The organism is Paenibacillus hexagrammi, assembly GCF_021513275.1.
Taxonomy (GTDB): domain Bacteria; phylum Bacillota; class Bacilli; order Paenibacillales; family NBRC-103111; genus Paenibacillus_E; species Paenibacillus_E hexagrammi.
The window spans coordinates 2691646-2708294 of sequence record NZ_CP090978.1; the positions used below are offsets into that span (position 1 = coordinate 2691646).

A 16649-nucleotide genomic window follows, 5' to 3' on the forward strand; every position below is an offset into this window, starting at 1 on the left:
TCCCTCCACCACTATGAAATTTGATTTCTGCCACTATCATACACCGCGCACCATTCATTTTTCTTGAGACATGGCATGGGAGATCTTTGGGATAAAATCAGGATCGGATTGGGAATCGTCAGGGTACACCGAATCTCCTAATGGAGCTATCGCAACAAAAAAACACCGCCCAGAAAGGCGATGTCCTCCAATTACAGAATAATAGCTTGTCGTTAATCCAGCTCACGCGTTCGCTGTACGAACTTCTTCGCGGCATGACGGTCTGTTACCTGCAGCTTGTTTAAAATGTTCGATACGTAGTTCGCCACCGTTTTACTACTAATATGCAGCCGCTCTGCAATCTGCGCATTGCTGTCACCCTCTGCGATGCACGCCAATATTTCCAACTCGCGTTTGGTTAGCTCCGACAGCGCTGGGTCTTCAGAAGAAACAGGCTGGGACTGTGAAAAATAATGCATCATCCGACCCGCAATATCCGAGCTGAATACCGCTCCGCCGCTGCCGACCATCCGAATAGACTGCAAGAGCTCATCCTCATCCGCATCCTTGAGGACATACCCCTTGGCTCCTGCCCGCATAGCCGTAAAAACCGACTGGTCATCTCTAAACATGGTTAGGATTAAAATTTTAACGGATGAATGCTTCTCCATAATGAGACGAGTCGCTTCAATCCCGTTGATGCCGGGCATTCGGATATCCATCAGAACGAGATCGGGCTGAAGCTGATCTACAAGCTCCATTGCCTCTTCACCTGTAGCTGCCTCCCCTATGACTTCAAGATCATCCGTGGTTTTTAATAGATTTCTCACTCCGCTTCGAAATAGCGGGTGATCCTCCGCAATAACAATTCTCAATACCGCTCTCCTCCTTTATCATATCGGCAGTAAGGCCAATACCCGTGTACCGCCATGCTCCGCACGTTCTATCGAGCATTGTCCTCCTAATTCCTCTGCACGCTCCCGAATTGAATTCAAACCAATGCCTCCCTTACCCGGTATAAGATGTGCATAGGAAGCGGCAACCCCTCTTCCGTTATCTGTCACTTCAATCTTCAGACAATTGGAGGTCGTCACTTGAAGCTTAACGCTGCACTCGGTTGCTCGACTGTGCTTCATCACGTTGACCAGTGATTCAGTAACAATTCGATACGCCGCCACTTCTACCGCTGCGGGAAGCTCCGGAAGTGCGGGAGGCTCCACAAAGCGGATACGAATCGGTTCGGCTCCTTGCTCATCCGCTAGCAGCTTGGCCGGCTTGTTCAGCTCAGTGATCCTTTCTTCAATCGCACTGATGAGTCCCAGTTCGTCCAGACACGGTGGCCGCAAATCATGAACCAGTGTACGAATTTCATCCACAGTCGCACGTATGACTCTTCTCAGGTCTCCCAGCATCTCGATCGCGATATCTGGATCCTTTACAATGAATTTTTCCGCTGTAGCCGCATTCAGCGCTAATGCAGCCAGCCTAGGTGCCAAATCATCATGTAAATTTTTACGGATTTGCCGTCGTTCCTCCTCACGCGCCAGGACGAGCTTTTCCCTGGATTCCTGTAAATCCTTTGCGAGCAGCTGCAAGCCGTAGGTCATGTTCACATTCTCGACGATGGGACCAGCTTGATGGAGCAGGACATCGAGGAATTTATGGTCCTCCGTGGAAAAAGCTTCACCAGGAGAACGGCTTGACAGAAACAGCGTGCCCAATTGCTCGCCCCGATGAATAATGGAGTAGGACATCACTTCGTGGGCCGCCTCTCCAGCCGCTACGGTAAAGGTACTTTGTCCCCCTACTCCGATCGAAATGCCAGCGTAGGGCAATCGCAGCGAATCTTTAATTGTGGAAGCAAGAGCATTCAGCATGGCATCCGGCTCAAGAGGCTGAGACAGTTGATTGCCGAGCTCCAGTAAGACCGCATAAGGGTCATCGTGCCGGCCTTTCATCATCCGGTTTACAAGGCGCTGCAGCTTCTCCTTCAGTGGAGCGAATACAACAGCCACCACGACTGTAGCTACCAAAGAGATAAACAAGTTATCTTTGGTTTCAAATACATGGCTTAAATAGAGCACGGAGAAAATATAGATGGCAGCCACGCAAAGAGTCAGTGCGCCATATACCAGTGTTCTGTTAACAAGCGGATTGATGTCCCACAGCCGGTGCCTCAGTACTGCTATGGTGAGTGTGACCGGGATCGCAAGTAAGCCGAAATTAATGAGCGCATTCAGATAGACATAGGTTATGGCGCTACCGTCATTGATCCGAGGATCAAATAAAATACTCATAACAACGAAACTGATCATGCCAATCGCCAGTCCATAGACGACCCATTTCGTTTGCAGGCGCTGCGCGGGTGTGGATACCTTCAAATACCTGTAGATTTGCGCATAAATAAGGATCAGTGTCGATGACGTATACCACACCATCTGTAGATACATGGATAAGTGGAACTGATTCCAGATGATTTCTCCATTGATGAAGCTGCTAACATCTACAAGTAGGATTACAGTGAAAACCATCCTGGTCCATTTAGGAGCAAACGAGCCATTGGGAAAAAGTAAAAAGAGCAGCGATAATCCAATCCACCCGTTCATCGCAACCCATTGAAACCACCAGTTGTGAAACATATATCCCTCAAAAGCAACAGACGTAAGAGAAGGAAACGTAACGCCAAACGAAACCATCGCCAGCACGGCTAGCAAAGCCATCGGTTCGCGGAAACCCTTCCAAAAAATGAGAAACGCAGCTGCCATATAAACAAATGTAAAAATCACATCGATACTCACAAAAAGAAAGGCATACGTATCCAGGGTTAGATGGATCGATCCGGTGTACACAAAATTCATGACCGGCACCCACTTGCCGCAGCCATTCACCATACATTCAGAGAGCAGCCTGTCGTAATATTTGGGTATTCCCATCATATACAGGACGATCGTAATCAGAGATGACACTGTCACAAGAAGTTGAAGGCCAAGAAGGAAACCCCTTTTGGGTAGCTGAAATGCCGGTTCGGTTTCACGTTCTGCGAGTAGAGCTTGCGATTGCTCCATAGGTCTTCCTCCGCTTCGTATTCATAGGTTACCTATTATTATAATGAGGCATCGTAAGCTTGGAAATGGAGCTAGGTGAATTTTCCCACCCGATTCCCGGCTTTCCCAAGGATATCCCAATCCTGTTTCCTTACATATTGTGACACCCCTGCTCTGTTTCACAGGATATCTTATTCTCTATAATCAAGCTCATGAAGGTGAATCTATATATAACAGGAGGCTGTGTTTACGATGAAAGAAGAACGAGTAATCCGATGGTTAGGCGTAATTTGTTTCGTGGCAGGGATTTCGCGAATGGGAATGACCCCAAGTTCCCTTATTTGGGGGACAGATAGTAGGCCGGAGCTGATATGCGGGCTTATCGCTAGCATACTCATGTCGATCGGCACGATTGTCTTCTATCTCGTTCAGTCAAAAGAAACGAGAAAGGTCGGACTTGTCACGGTGATTGCCATGATCCTCGGCAATGTGGCGACAGTTGTTATGATTGGAGCGATGCTGGGATCCATGCAAGCAGAAGGTGTTGTTTTCATGGTCATGCGATTGTTTGCTCTTGTCGGTTTGACAGGAGGAACCTTAGCCTTTACTTTCATCACGTTCCGGGCAAAGAGATTTCCGAAATGGATTCCGGCTCTACTCATTTTGATGCTGGTTTCTATGGTTTTACCGGTTGAAGATAACAAATATTTCGCGTTCTTCTGGGGACTGGCTTATGTTGGGATGGGTTATGTGATCGTGGCGTCAAAGCTAAAACCGACAACTTCGTTGCCCGCATCCTACCGTTCGCAAAACATCAAGCTGTAAATGGAACCATCTTACATGGATAAACAACTTCGTCATCCGAGCTGGTATATAATCTATACTCATATCAACTAAACAAGAGAGGAGCTGCATCTAGCAAGCTCCTTTCTCTTATTGATCAAGTAGAATTCATTCCGAACTTCCGTATCTTTTTATTCTAACTCCATTGCACCATAAACGACATTCCGCAGTCGCGGATGAATGAAAGGTTCATGGCTCGGCAGCATTTGCTGCATGTATACAATGGAAAGCTCTTCCTTCGGGTCGATCAATACATAGGAACCCGCCAAGCCTGCCCAACCAAATTCACCAAGTGTACCATTCACTCCGCCAGCAGCAGGGTCGATCAAGGTCCGGACACCTAGTCCATAGCCATATCCGCTCATTGGCGACCAGCTAAAATCCTGCAATTGCTGGGCATTTAAGTGGTTCGTCGCCATCAGCTGCACCGTCTTTGGGCTAAGAATACGAGCTCCATCCAATTCACCTCTCCGCGCGAGAGCTTGCGCAAACCTGCTGTAATCCCCCAACGTGGAAAGCAGCCCGGCTCCCCCGCTCTCCAACTTGCAATCCGGCTGGTAACAAGCGTCGAATTTAAGATTAGGCGTTAGCCGGCCGTTTTCATCGATATCATACATCGTGATAAGTCGTTCCCGCATGTCTTCCCGGATTCGGAAGAAGGTGTCGTTCATACCTAACGGCTCAAAGATTTCTTGACGAAGGTATTCACCAAAGGTCTTGCCGGATAAGGCTTCAACTAATGCAGCTAGTACATCGTGACTGAGTCCATATTTCCAGCGTGTACCGGGATCAAAGGCAAGAGGTACGGAGGCTAATGCCTTCAGTGCCGTTCGAGTATCCATGGTTTCCGCTGCGTGTTCCATGATCTTACGGGTTTGCCGCTCCGTTTCATTTCCTTCACCACCATAGGTTAGCCCTGATGTCATCATAAAGAGATCCTTTACTCTGATAGGTCCTGCAGCTGGTCCCACACTCATCTCACCAAAGTCATTGTATCGGTACACTTGAGGATCGCGGAACTCCGGCAAGTACTCATCTAAAGGATCATTCAAGAGGAATAGCCCCTTCTCATAAAGCTGCAGTGCTGCTACACAAGTGACGACTTTCGTCATCGAATAGATCCGATAGATGGTATGTAAATCAATCTCTTTCTTTGTATCCAAATCGGCGTAACCCATTGTTTCCTGATAGAGGACTTCTCCTTTGCGCACTACCGTACAGGCGCATCCGGCCGGTCCCTTTTCCATAAAACTCTTGAATAGCGGTGTTAGACGCTCGTTCAGTCGATTGTGTTTCCTCACAGTAAAAGCCCCTTTCGTAAACGTTTTCATATTCTATTATAAAGGAAAGGTGTGATAATCCAAATCGGCGTCGCCAAAGTAGAAAGTCCCCTTCGTTTACCTCCCGATTTTCAAGTCAACTCTTACCATATATGAATTATTAGAAGCGCCTCCGAGCGAAAAAGATTGTTGGTTCCTGTAAAAGGTTTCGTTCATACACAAAGAAACCATCCACACTTCAAGTGCGAATGATTTCTTTTCCGTTTACCCGCCAGTTGAATTTTGTTTACGATAATCCCCAGGTGTAATGCCTTCATACTTTTTAAAAAAGCGTATATAGCTATTCGTATTGTTATAGCCAATACTGCGGGCGATCTCATGAATGTTTAATGAGCTCTCAGACAGCAATTGCTTGCTCTCCTCCAGACGCAGGTTCGTCAAATATTCAACGATGGTCTTCCCCACCTGCTGTTTGAATAGGCGGCTTAAATATGCTGGATTGATGCCAACAGCTTCCGCGACTTCCTCAACGGATAAATCGGTACGGAAATGCTGCTGCAGGTGTTGGACTGCTTTGTCCACCAATGGATTGGACTGCTCTTTGACGGCTGCATAGGCGGCGATTCGAGTGATGATCGTACTTCCAAACCATTCATGGATCGCATCGACAGTCTCTCTGCCAGCCAGCTCTCGATATAACAGCACATCCTCACCGAACGCTTTGCCGATGGTTCCATTTAGCTCGGTCAGAGCTTCGAGCGCAGCATCCAACAATCGAGTATAAATACGGAAAATATTGGCGTGGGACAAGTCCCTCTTCTCCTTCACCTCTTGGGTCAAACTGTCCAGGCAAGCAAGAGCTCCCTCCGTATCACCCTTTTTGAGTAAATTCATCATGTGTTTCTCAAGCTGGAACGGATAATAATAATCGATACCGCTCCTATCTTGGGCAATGTCCTGATAAAATAGGATTTGATTCGCACCTAAGACCAGCTTGTGCTGGATCGAATCCAACGCTTCATTATATGACATGTACGCATCTTCAATGTGCTCGTACCGATTACCGATTCCTATCGTAACCGTGAATTTGAGCATCGAATAAATTGTGGCCGAGACACGTGTGGCTATCTCCTTTAGAATGATCGTAAGCTCACTTTGCGTAGTCTCTCTAACATTGATGAGCAAGGCCCGCTGATTCGCCTTTCCTTCTGTAGATAAGCAGTTGAATGGTTCTCCTACGATTTCTTCCGCGATATTGCCGATTGCAAATTTATACAGATTCAAATCCATTGATGAGTAACTGTTCACAAGCAGCGGATAATTATCGATTTCAATCAGCATCACAACGTATCCAAGAGGAGTCAGCCTGCTCTGGAAGAAGTCGATCTGGCTTTGAATTTCCGAACTGCTTCCGATTTTGTTATTCAGAAGATGGTCGACGAAGCGTTCCTGCATAGCCGGAAGACTTGCCCGGAAGGAAGATTCGAGTGATGTATTGAGATGCAGCAGCCGTTTGAATGGCAAATAGATGGACCTGGACAAAAAATACGAAATCACAGCACCGATAACGATAAGGAGCAAACATACTGTAACTGTCACATTCCGAATAAAAGAAAGCTTATGAATCAAATAATTCATCGGGGTCTCCGATATAAGCAGCCAGCCGTTATCCATCGGTTTGGAATAAGTAATTAATGAAGGTACTTTTCGCGTTGAATCTACATAGTAGTGATCGCCGTCTTGATTAGCCATCTTAGCTGCAGAAGCAATAAGCGGTTCATACTGAGAAGCTGCGACCATTCTGGAAGAAATTAACTCACCATTTAACGTGGTTAAATAAGTGTTAGTATGCGAATTGCCACCCATATCCAGCAGCAATTGCGATAGTTTATCCGCATAAAGATGAATAGCTGCGAATCCAAGCTCATCCGGATAGGCATAAGGCAGCTTCGTAAGGACAGGTTACGATTTGGACGGGATTCCCATCCTTATCCGTACGAGTCTGGGTGGGCAGCCAGAGCTCCTTTTTACCGCTTTGGTGCAGGAGCTGCATGGTCATAGCACCTTCTTCAGCCGGAGTGAGTCCGCCTAAACCATTTGAGGAGATCATGCCGTCTGACTTCTTCACATACAGCTGAATCGAATGAACCAGATTACTGGACGAAGCCCAAGTCTTCACTAAATCCTTAACGTCATTAAGTAAATAGGGATCCTCAGCATGCTTAGCGTAGGCATACACTTTGCCGTCCAAACCGATTGCGACGGACAAGGAATGGATATCCCGGAACACTTGGTTCATGGAGGCGCTTTCCTGATTCACCAGAAGGACATTGGCTTGACTCAGTTCGTCCTCCACCGTATGAATGGCCAATTGATAGGAGAAGACTCCGATACTGATGACAGGAACGATAATGACCAGTAAGTAAGATAGGAAATAAAAGAAAAAAGTTCGGTTGGTTTTCAACTCAATCACCGTCGTTTCATGTATGCATCTAGTTGAACGCTGTCACGGTCTTTATTATTTCATAAATAAGTAGGAATTTGAACGAAATTCTGATAAATGATACGTTTTATCATAAATTCGATACGAATGTCATGAAAAGATGATACTGGGAAAAGCCTTAAAAATCGCACTATATCAAGATTTTGAGATCCAAGTCGTAAATTTGCCATGCAAAATGTCAGCCTTCATGAATAAAAGTCAGGAATCGAAAATAGGCAGCCTCTTCCCTGCTTGCTATGATGAAATGGCACAACAACACCGTCAATTTATAGGAGGTCTATAAGATGAAAAAGAAACTAACGAGTAGCTTACTGGCAAGTACCTTATTAGCAGGAGCTTTGGCAGGATGCAGTACAAGCGAAGCGCCAGCATCCAATGCGTCCAACACTTCCAATGGTAGTACATCAACTCCAGCTAGCAATCAACCGATCACATTGAAATTTGCGTCATGGAGTATTAGCGAAGCGGCAACGAAAGGCGCACTCGAAGAGATGGCCAAAGCTTTTGAACAGCAGCACCCTAATGTAAAAATTGAGTTCGTCGGCATTCCGTTCGGAGACATTAAACAGCAGACGTTCGTCATGGCCTCTTCGGGTAATGCACCGGATATTATGCAGACCTTCCCATCCTGGTTCTCCACCTACGCAGCTTCCGATATCATTACTCCGGTCGATGATCTTGTCGGCAAGGATTATGTAAACGATATCCTGCCTTCCTTTAAAGAAGACTTTTCTTATCAAGGAAAGCTAATGGGCGTGCCTTGGGCCCCTACACCTTACATTCTCTATTATAATAAAGAACTGTTTAAGAAAGCCGGTCTGCCGGATGCTCCGCCAAAAACGTACGATGAAATGATGGATGCAGCACGCAAAATTTCCAAACTGAAAACAGACGCCGGCGAGAAGGTGTACGGCTATGGCGAAGCCACCGATAAGCTTGCGATTAACGGCATGATCGCCCTCAAGAACATTTACAGCTTTGGTGGAACCGTGCTTGATAAAGACGGCAAGGTCAACGTCAATACGCCTGAGGTGATCGAAGCGCTGAAGCACTACCAGACTCTGGCGAATGAAGATATTACCCCGCAGGGGAGCTAAGCTGAAGGATCTGCGTAACCTCTTCTCTCTCGGACAGCTCGGCATGTACGTAGACGGTTATTATGGAAAAGCCGTATTCCGCAACTTAAGCGGTAAAGGCGAAGCGTTCGATAAAGAATGGGGCGCCGCGCTCATTCCTGCAGGGAAATCAGGTCAAAGCATCTCCATTGGTGAAGCGCATGGACTCGTCATTTCTTCAGCTTCCAAGAACAAGCAAATGGCTGCCGACTTTATCAAATTCCTAACAGATAAGGACATGATTACGCTCTACCACAAGCAAAGCGATGTCTTGACTGCACGCAAATCGCTCAGCACACTTCCTGAATTCAATACTTCTGACTTTGATAAAGTCCTGATGGAACAGTTCAAGTACGTGAAGCCGCTGCCGCAAAACACTCCTGGTCTGGAACAAGCTTATCTCGACATCGCTGAGGCACTTCAAAAGGTGACCGTTGCAAAGCAAGACCCTGCCAAAGTTGCGGCTGACCTGGATGCCAAGCTGAAGCAGTCGATCAAATAACACCTCGACAGATAAAAGACCCAAGGATGTGATAGAGATGAATCCTGCTGTAAATCCCGGACCTGGCGTGCCTGAAAGCGCGCCGGCCTCCTCCGGCTTTCGTCTATCGGAGCTTTGGAAGGACCGCTTGTTTCTACTGGTCATCTTAGCGCCTGCCATGCTGATCCTGATTTTTACCATCGGCATTCCGATCGTCAAATCGATCTACATGAGCTTCTTTGACGTTACACTTTTAAAAATGAAGTCTTATTCGTGGAATCAATTCCACAATTATCAGCAAATTTTAACAGACGGGGAGTTCTTTACTTCCCTGCGTACGACGTTTGTCTATGTGATCGGCATTGTCTTGATTCAGTTTACCTCTGGGCTTGCTGCTCGCCGTTATCTTGAATAGCCCGATTCGTTTTCGCAAATTGACCCGCACATTGATCTTGATTCCATGGACCGTTCCTACCATTGTAGCTTCCTTGCTGTGGATGTGGTTGTTTCAACCACAGTACGGCGTCATCAACTACATGCTGCAGAAGCTTGGCTTCATAGACACGCCTTATCAATGGCTGGCGGATCTTAAGCTGGCGCTCCCTGCTGTTATGACGGCAGCTTTGTGGAGACAGCTCCCTTTTATGACCACAATGCTGCTTGCCGGTATGCAGGGCATTTCCGAAGATATGTATGAAGCCGCCAAGATTGATGGTGCCAACCGGAGGCAAACATTCCTCTATATTACCCTGCCCATGCTGAAGAACACAATCAAAACAGTTACTCTGATTTCCATCATCGAGAACTTCAAGATGTTCCCTTTGTTCTGGGTTATGACAGGCGGAGGTCCTTTGAACGCCACAACGACAATAGCCATTCTAAGCTATAAAACAGCGTTCATCCAGCTGGATCTAGGAAAAGGGGCCGCGATCGGCGCCATCTGGCTCATCATTCTGGTCTTGATTTCCTGGGGATATAACAAGCTCTTCGCGATCGGCGAGGATTCGGGAGGGAAGTCTAGATGAGAAATTCGACCCTGCAAGGCTTGTCTTCCAGCATCGCCCGCTGGATCGCGCTAATTGCGTACTTGCTGTTCCTGATGTTTCCTTTATATTGGATGGCGGTTACGGCTTTCAAAGATAACAGCGTCCTGTTCAAAATGCCGCCTGAATGGATTCCGGTTCATCCCGTCATTACACATTTTACCAAACTGCTGAGTGACGGCGCGTTTGTTATCTTTTACAAAAATAGCTTGTTAGTCAGTATTGGGACTACGCTTCTAACTTTGTTAGTGGCTACGCTGGCTGGATATGGATTCTCACGGTTTCATTTCAAATTCAAAGAATTCGCTATGTTCTCGATCCTATCCACGCAGATGCTGCCGGTCATATCACTGCTTATCGCCTTGTATTCGATCTATAACTCTTACGGATTGTTAAATACACGGCTTGGCTTGACCGTCGCACTCACTACGGCTTCTCTTCCCTTCTCTATTTGGATGATCAAGGTGTTCTTTGATGGTATTCCGTTGTCATTGGAGGAAGCCGCTAAGATCGACGGCGTGAGCCGGTTCGGCATTCTGTTTCGCATTGTGCTGCCTTTGTCCAAGCCCGGAGTGTTTGCCGTAGGGATTTATACATTCATCCTCTCCTGGGACGATTTCTTATATTCCCTGACCTTGATTAACAAGGATGAGCTTCGCACACTAAACCCGGGTATCGCTATCCGTTATATGGGTGAAGTCTCCTATGATTGGGCGAATATTATGACGATTTGCTTGACTTCGACAGTGCCGATTGTCCTGCTGTTCCTCTTCTTCCAGAAATATATGGTGTCCGGGCTGACGGCAGGCTCTGTAAAAGAATAGACTTGGTATACAGACGAAGAGCAGCTGCCAGAATTGGCAGCTGCTCTTTTCTATCATTGGGCAGCTCCTTGATAGCTGCTTGGGTCCTTCATTTGCTCATTCTTTTTCAGTACTCCCCAAGTGCTCCTCCAGTGCCGTTAACTTACTCCCGGCGCCGCTTCTCTGGCTTGCTTGTCAATAAGTGCCACCCTGCTGTTCACCCAAAACACAATCGACAGAAGATAGCACACTGATGTAAAGGCGATGACAGCCGTGAAGCCGTGGAAGGCTGCATACAACAGACCGGCTGCATAAGCGCCAATGGTTGTCGCCGTGTACATGACCGCATTAGATAAGGACGCAATCGTACCGCGCGCCGTTGCAGACAGAGTCTGCAGCAGCGACATCATAACTGGAAAGATCGTGCCAGCAATCATATACATGAAGAAGTAGACTGTCGCTGCTCCATGGAACTCACGTTAGTTCAACCCCGGGATTTTTCATCATAACATGCTAATCCAAAGATAAGTTTAAAAGCATGTCGTGTCTTTTTCATTCTTTTCAAACCTTCTCTGGAGTCCACAATAATAACTGTTTTGCCTAACCATATTCTCAAATAGAAGGATCGAAAAATAATTGGCATAATAATACCTTTTTGCTCAAATTCAGACCCGTCAGAAAGTTCTATTTCCGTACGAACCATCCAGGTATTCCCAATGCCGATCTCGATATATTTCAATCAGGTGCCTCCCCCTCTAGGATTGAAAAAGGTGGCCTACCTCTGACTTGCTACCTTGTTAAATCTAATCCTTCAATTCAATCCGATTTCCTTCTGGGTCAATAATTACTCCAATCGTTCCCCAATCATGTTTCTTTACATCTACGAAAACACCACGCTGCTTCAACTCTGAGACGGCCTCTTCAAAATTATTTACGTTAAAACGAATAACTGTAGGATAATCCTCCAACATGAGATAACTACTTCCGAAGTCTAATACGGATAAGTTCTCTCCTGTTTTACGAACATGTAGCCCTAACTTTTCAGAATAAAATTTTAGCACCACATTATGATTTTCACAAAACAAAATAATTCCGGTTTCATTTATATTCATTGAGGTCCTCCTTTTAACAAAATGACATTCAGAATAATAACATAAAGCAACTTCCGGTCTCGGCGAACTCCACCCCCAAGCTTACCACTAACGTTCCCCGTTATCTGAACAATACGACGGAAATCATTGATTAGCTCTACCGTGACATGGTTTTATTTTCATTTTGTAAGGTAAATACTTCCCTTGCAGCTGTTATAAAAGATAATACGATGGGTGAAAGCCACTTGTCTTTATGCCACAACATCTGTGTATACACGTGCAAATCAGGAATTTGCCATGAAAGGGTACCAGTTCCCCTCGTTCAACTTCGGCTGACGTCACGATCTCTGGAAGAAAGGCAATACCGATTCCTGAAATTGCGCATTGTTTAATGGCCTCAGCACTTTGAAATTCTAAATACGTAATGCTATCGATGCCCTCTTTCTCAAATGACCGGTCAAACATGGTTCGATAGGGACAACCTTTCTCATTTGTCAGGAACACTTGCCCATGAAAATCTTCCAGCTTTAGCACAGTTCGTATGGCGAGCGGGTGATCTGGCGCAGCGAACAAGCGGAAAGTTTCTTCAAGCAACGGTTCCACGGTGAGTCCGGTCGAGCGAATGGGTTCGTCCAACATATAGACGATATCCGCGGCTCCCTCAAAGAGCGTTTGCTTGAGCTCTTGATTCGGAACGGAGCGGAAAATCAGACGTACTTCCGGATACTGCGAACGAAAATGTTGAAAGACAGCTGGTAGCCGATAAGCGCAAATAACCTCATTGGCACTTATCGTTAAGGTGCCGCCTAGAGTTTCATTGTCATGAACGACGCTGTGAGCCTCGTCCAATTTATCAAGAACGCCTTGAATATGAGTTAAAAAGCGCTTGCCCGCAGTAGTGAGAACGAGCTGCTTGCCCAAGCGATCAAAGAGACGGACACCAAGCTCCTCCTCCAATGCTTTAATTTGCATCGTGACGTTGGAAGGGACGTAGTTCAGCACTTCAGCAGCCCGAGTGAAATTTAATGTTGATGCAACCGTGCGGAATGTATTTAGTTGACGAAACTCCAATATACGGCCCCCTTAACTTTCAGTATTATTGAATGCTACTGTGAATTCCATTCACTTTTATTGAGGATATCACGGATTTATACTAACAACAAGAAATACAAATTTAATCTACGTTTTCATTTTGAAAGGAGCAAACAACACGATGAAGTATGAAATTTTTGATTTGGGTGACGTATCTTTGCAATCAGGAGTAACGTTACCGAACGCTTTTCTTGCTTATAAGACTTATGGAGTATTAAATGAAACGAAAGATAATGTTATCGTTTATCCAACTGCTTTTGGCGACCAACATGTTCAAAATGAATGGTTAATTGGGAGTGAAATGGCACTTGATCCTGCGAAATATTTCATTATCGTTCCCAATCTGCTTGGAAACGGATTATCTTCGTCCCCTAGTAACACGCCACCGCCATTCGACCGTGCTAACTTTCCGAAGGTGACCATCTATGATAATGTGAAGTTTCAGCATCGGCTGATTATCGAAAAGTTCGGCATTCAAAAGATTGCACTCGTAGTTGGTTGGTCCATGGGAGGGATTCAGGCATATCAATGGGGGGCAAGTTATCCAGATATGGTGGAACGAATTGCACCTTTCGCGGGAATTGCCAAGCCATGGCCACATACATTTGTTGTCTTAGACAGTATGAAAGCTGCTCTGCTATCTGCAGTTGATTTCGATTCAAGTAAACTGAACCAGCTGACTTATGCAGATATGCGCGCCGTTGGCCGGGTCTATGCGGGATGGGGATTATCACATGCGTTTTATAGAGAGGAGCTTTATCGTGAGATGGGATTCGACTCTTTGGAGGATTTTGTAACTGGCATCTGGGAAGATAGCTTTATGAAGATGGACCCACATAATGTCCTAACCATGTTATGGACAGGCCAACATGCAGATATTAGTGCAAACCCCACCTATAACGGAGATTTCGATAAGGCACTTAAGAGTATTAAAGCTCGTTCCTGCATCATGCCAGGAAGCACAGACCTATTCTGCACAGCGGATGATAATGAATATGAAGCTAAACTTATTCCTAATGCTGTCTTTCGACCAATCCCGTCGATTTGGGGCCACTTTGCCGGTCGCGGAATCAACAGTGCCGATAATCAGTTTATCGATGATAATCTAAAGCATCTGTTAGCATTTAATACAAACGGGTAGATCGTTACTTGCATTGCAGCCCAGTTATTCCTTTCATGCAGTCATAACCTAAGCGATCGTATTTGGGGTCCATTAGAACTTACTAGTCCCATTCTTTACTTCAATGAATTAGGGAGCATCGCCACGGCCGCCTGCTCTCTGTTCTGGTTGAACTATTGTTCTCAGTCATCTTAATCGGACAAAGAAGCTAAGTATTTTAGAAACCCTGTAAATGTGTCAGAGCGTATTGTTATTTCGTCTATGTCCATACCTATAAATGGAACTTCAACAATTGTTGTTTTTTCATATCTAGTATCGAACGAATATGCTGTACCCCCACCATCGGAACCGAAAATAATTAGTCCGTCTGCAAATTCCTTCACGGCATAACCTTCGTTTAATTCTACTAACTCATCAATTGCCCATAGTTGTAAATACGCGTTCCCTACAGTTCCTTCAGCACCATTCGATTGAACAATAAATTCCTTGTAATCGTTCGGAAATTTTGCCCCTAGCTTGCTTTCCGTTTCGAGAACTAGATTCATGTTTGTTGGTGAGTTCAATTCCAGACCATTAATAAGATTATTCATCGTTCTGTCCCTTCGAACACCGTTTTCATTCTGACATTCCCCAATAATGCTGCCGGTTACTTCAACGACAACAGGAAGCAGCAGCTACAGCAATCTGCTCCTGGATATTGCGCTATCGTTCCTCGTTAGTTCAGCGGTTTTGATGCTTCGAACAAATCATTTTCACTCTCTAAATACCTTAATGTTCTCTCAATGTCGTCTACTTCATAACTCCGTACAATTATCATGTGTTTGATGAACAAACCTGGGGGATTGATATTCTTACGGGAAAAATTATTTTTTAGTCTGTCAGGTGTGTACAAGATGCTCCACCGCTTGCTTCCATCTTCAAAAGTCATGGTAACCTCGACCCAATTCCATTCATCTGAAGGACCCTGTGGGTCATCGTCGAAACGCCAGTTCAATAATTTCATGCAATCCTCCAAACGCTAGACTATCGTTCTCAGTTAGCGCAACCCTGCGTAGTAATTTATTGAATTATGTCATCCCGCAAAAGTTTTTAAACATGAATACCAGAGGAGCGATGCTGATTTGCTGGAAGTGTGTCCGACCGCGCACTGAGGACTATTCCAAGGAGTAGTCCTCCAATTTCACGAACGAGAATCCCTTTTGCCGGAGCTCTGGGACGGCAAGCTTGATGCCAGCGGCGGTTTCCTTGGTCGGTTGGTTCATGTGGAAGATCACAATGGAGCCGGGCTTCACCCGGCCGAGCTCCTGCTCGATCTGCTTGGCCGAGAAAGTTGCTCCGGCATCACCGAGCACATCGAAACCGACGGGTTGCAGCTCTAAGTCGCCCAACACCCGAACGGCCACGTCATCATAGAAAGCAGTACCGCTGCGAAATAGCTTCGTTTTTCGGCCGGTCAGATCCTCGATCGTTCGTTTGTAGTACAGCGCTTCGTCCACGACCTCGCCCACGGATCCCGTACCCTTAACTCCGTAGGCCGACCTGCCGTTTACTGACAGCGGCTTGTGTTGTTTGCCATGATTCTCGATTTCAAACAGCGGATTTGCCGCCAACGACTGAAAAATATCCGGGTTAGCGTCGATCCAGCGGCTGTTGATGAATAGAGTGGCAGGGATCTTCTCCTCCGTCAAGTAATCGATCAGCACCTTATCGTATCCGCTGCCTCCGAGACCGCCACAAGCGTCGAAGGTCAGTGCAACTACTCGATCAACCGTGGCGAGCCGCCACTTGACGCCTGGCACTGTTTCTCCCCAAGAACGCGGCACGGCTAGCTCATATTTGTGCATGAGCGCTGTTTTTACGTCGGTATCCGCCGACGTTGCGGCATTCGGTAGTGTAGCACGAGACGCCCTATCATATGCTTGTTCGGGCCCACCCGGAGTCGGCGCAAGCGTAGCCGGGGCAAACCCTGGTACGACCGCCGCACCGCCCGCAGTTATCGAACCGATGTGCTGCGTACTCGGCGCCTTTGATTTCTCTGTCTTACCGGAGCACGCTGCGAGCCCGCAGAAAGTGATAACCAATAACACTCCTATCAAAATGGCATGCTTTATTGGAATCCCCCTCATTTCTTTCGACGTAATCAACCTTGAAGTTGAGCGAAAGTACTATACAAACTAAAACAAGCGATGAGTTTAGTTTCCTCGCTACGCTAACGTTCCTAGTTAGTTGAATGATCTAATCGAATGTTCACTCTC

Annotated in this window: 18 protein-coding genes and 1 pseudogene; 7 read left to right on the forward strand and 12 right to left on the reverse strand. The window is 46.2% G+C overall.

Annotated features, from left to right (window positions below):
- Nucleotides 1–212 precede the first annotated feature (212 nt).
- Nucleotides 213–854, reverse strand: a complete 642-nt coding sequence (locus L0M14_RS11890) for a response regulator transcription factor (RefSeq protein ID WP_235122284.1) — start codon at nt 852–854, stop codon at nt 213–215.
- An 18-nt stretch (nt 855–872) separates the two neighbouring features.
- A complete protein-coding gene (locus tag L0M14_RS11895) occupies nt 873–3044 on the reverse strand; it encodes a histidine kinase (RefSeq protein ID WP_235122285.1) in 2172 nt (723 codons plus the stop codon).
- Nucleotides 3045–3275: 231 nt separating this feature from the next.
- On the opposite strand from L0M14_RS11895, the gene L0M14_RS11900 reads away from it, so the two are divergent.
- Nucleotides 3276–3848, forward strand: a complete 573-nt coding sequence (locus tag L0M14_RS11900; RefSeq protein WP_235122286.1) for a hypothetical protein — start codon at nt 3276–3278, stop codon at nt 3846–3848.
- Between the two features lie 149 nt (nt 3849–3997).
- Here L0M14_RS11900 and L0M14_RS11905 read toward each other — a convergent pair whose 3' ends face one another.
- The 3 genes from L0M14_RS11905 to L0M14_RS11915 form a co-directional block, all read right to left on the reverse strand.
- Nucleotides 3998–5167, reverse strand: coding sequence for a serine hydrolase domain-containing protein (locus tag L0M14_RS11905; RefSeq protein WP_235122287.1), 1170 nt, complete (start codon nt 5165–5167; stop codon nt 3998–4000).
- 243 nt (nt 5168–5410) lie between these two features.
- Nucleotides 5411–7024, reverse strand: coding sequence for a helix-turn-helix transcriptional regulator (locus L0M14_RS11910; RefSeq protein ID WP_235122288.1), 1614 nt, complete (start codon nt 7022–7024; stop codon nt 5411–5413).
- A gap of 46 nt (nt 7025–7070) precedes the next feature.
- Complete coding sequence (locus L0M14_RS11915; RefSeq protein WP_235122289.1) at nt 7071–7610, reverse strand: hypothetical protein; 540 nt, start codon at nt 7608–7610, stop codon at nt 7071–7073.
- Between the two features lie 323 nt (nt 7611–7933).
- On the opposite strand from L0M14_RS11915, the gene L0M14_RS30995 reads away from it, so the two are divergent.
- Genes L0M14_RS30995 through L0M14_RS11935 form a run of 5 tightly spaced genes read left to right on the forward strand, consistent with a single transcriptional unit; the run spans nt 7934 to nt 11112 of the window.
- On the forward strand, nt 7934–8746 hold the full coding sequence (locus L0M14_RS30995) for an ABC transporter substrate-binding protein (protein ID WP_260115462.1): 813 nt from the start codon (nt 7934–7936) through the stop codon (nt 8744–8746).
- Nucleotides 8718–9266, forward strand: a complete 549-nt coding sequence (locus L0M14_RS31000) for an extracellular solute-binding protein (RefSeq protein WP_260115463.1) — start codon at nt 8718–8720, stop codon at nt 9264–9266. Before L0M14_RS30995 ends, L0M14_RS31000 begins: the two co-directional genes overlap by 29 nt.
- 37 nt (nt 9267–9303) lie before the next feature.
- Nucleotides 9304–9660 (forward strand): hypothetical protein, encoded by a 357-nt coding sequence (locus tag L0M14_RS11925; RefSeq protein ID WP_235122290.1) that lies wholly within the window; start codon nt 9304–9306, stop codon nt 9658–9660.
- Nucleotides 9653–10270 (forward strand): carbohydrate ABC transporter permease, encoded by a 618-nt coding sequence (locus L0M14_RS11930; protein WP_235122291.1) that lies wholly within the window; start codon nt 9653–9655, stop codon nt 10268–10270. Before L0M14_RS11925 ends, L0M14_RS11930 begins: the two co-directional genes overlap by 8 nt.
- Nucleotides 10267–11112, forward strand: coding sequence for a carbohydrate ABC transporter permease (locus L0M14_RS11935; protein ID WP_235122292.1), 846 nt, complete (start codon nt 10267–10269; stop codon nt 11110–11112). The genes L0M14_RS11930 and L0M14_RS11935 overlap by 4 nt, the downstream gene beginning before the upstream one ends.
- A gap of 137 nt (nt 11113–11249) precedes the next feature.
- Here the strand turns inward: L0M14_RS11935 and L0M14_RS11940 are convergent, their stop codons facing one another.
- The 4 genes and pseudogenes from L0M14_RS11940 to L0M14_RS11955 all read right to left on the reverse strand — a co-directional run bounded on the left by L0M14_RS11940 (nt 11250) and on the right by L0M14_RS11955 (nt 13253).
- Entirely contained in the window at nt 11250–11534 is a 285-nt protein-coding gene (locus L0M14_RS11940; RefSeq protein WP_235122293.1) for a hypothetical protein, read from the reverse strand.
- 41 nt (nt 11535–11575) lie between these two features.
- Nucleotides 11576–11830 carry a DUF3977 family protein gene (locus tag L0M14_RS11945; protein ID WP_235122294.1) on the reverse strand — a complete coding sequence of 85 codons (255 nt, stop codon included), beginning with the start codon at nt 11828–11830 and terminating at the stop codon, nt 11576–11578.
- Nucleotides 11831–11894: 64 nt separating this feature from the next.
- The gene (locus tag L0M14_RS11950; protein ID WP_235122295.1) at nt 11895–12203 is read right to left on the reverse strand and encodes a VOC family protein; all 309 of its coding nucleotides are present in this window, start codon (nt 12201–12203) and stop codon (nt 11895–11897) included.
- Between the two features lie 136 nt (nt 12204–12339).
- A pseudogene (locus tag L0M14_RS11955) lies at nt 12340–13253 on the reverse strand (LysR family transcriptional regulator).
- 142 nt (nt 13254–13395) lie between these two features.
- Here L0M14_RS11955 and L0M14_RS11960 point away from each other — a divergent pair.
- Complete coding sequence (locus L0M14_RS11960; protein ID WP_235122296.1) at nt 13396–14415, forward strand: alpha/beta fold hydrolase; 1020 nt, start codon at nt 13396–13398, stop codon at nt 14413–14415.
- 170 nt (nt 14416–14585) lie between these two features.
- On the opposite strand, the gene L0M14_RS11965 is transcribed toward L0M14_RS11960, so the two are convergent.
- The 3 genes from L0M14_RS11965 to L0M14_RS11975 form a co-directional block, all read right to left on the reverse strand.
- Nucleotides 14586–14984 carry an SMI1/KNR4 family protein gene (locus L0M14_RS11965; RefSeq protein WP_235122297.1) on the reverse strand — a complete coding sequence of 133 codons (399 nt, stop codon included), beginning with the start codon at nt 14982–14984 and terminating at the stop codon, nt 14586–14588.
- Between the two features lie 125 nt (nt 14985–15109).
- Nucleotides 15110–15397: an immunity 8 family protein gene (locus L0M14_RS11970; RefSeq protein WP_235122298.1), complete on the reverse strand. Its 288-nt coding sequence runs from the start codon at nt 15395–15397 to the stop codon at nt 15110–15112.
- A 151-nt stretch (nt 15398–15548) separates the two neighbouring features.
- The gene (locus L0M14_RS11975) at nt 15549–16475 is read right to left on the reverse strand and encodes a polysaccharide deacetylase family protein (protein ID WP_235122299.1); all 927 of its coding nucleotides are present in this window, start codon (nt 16473–16475) and stop codon (nt 15549–15551) included.
- Nucleotides 16476–16649 lie beyond the last annotated feature (174 nt).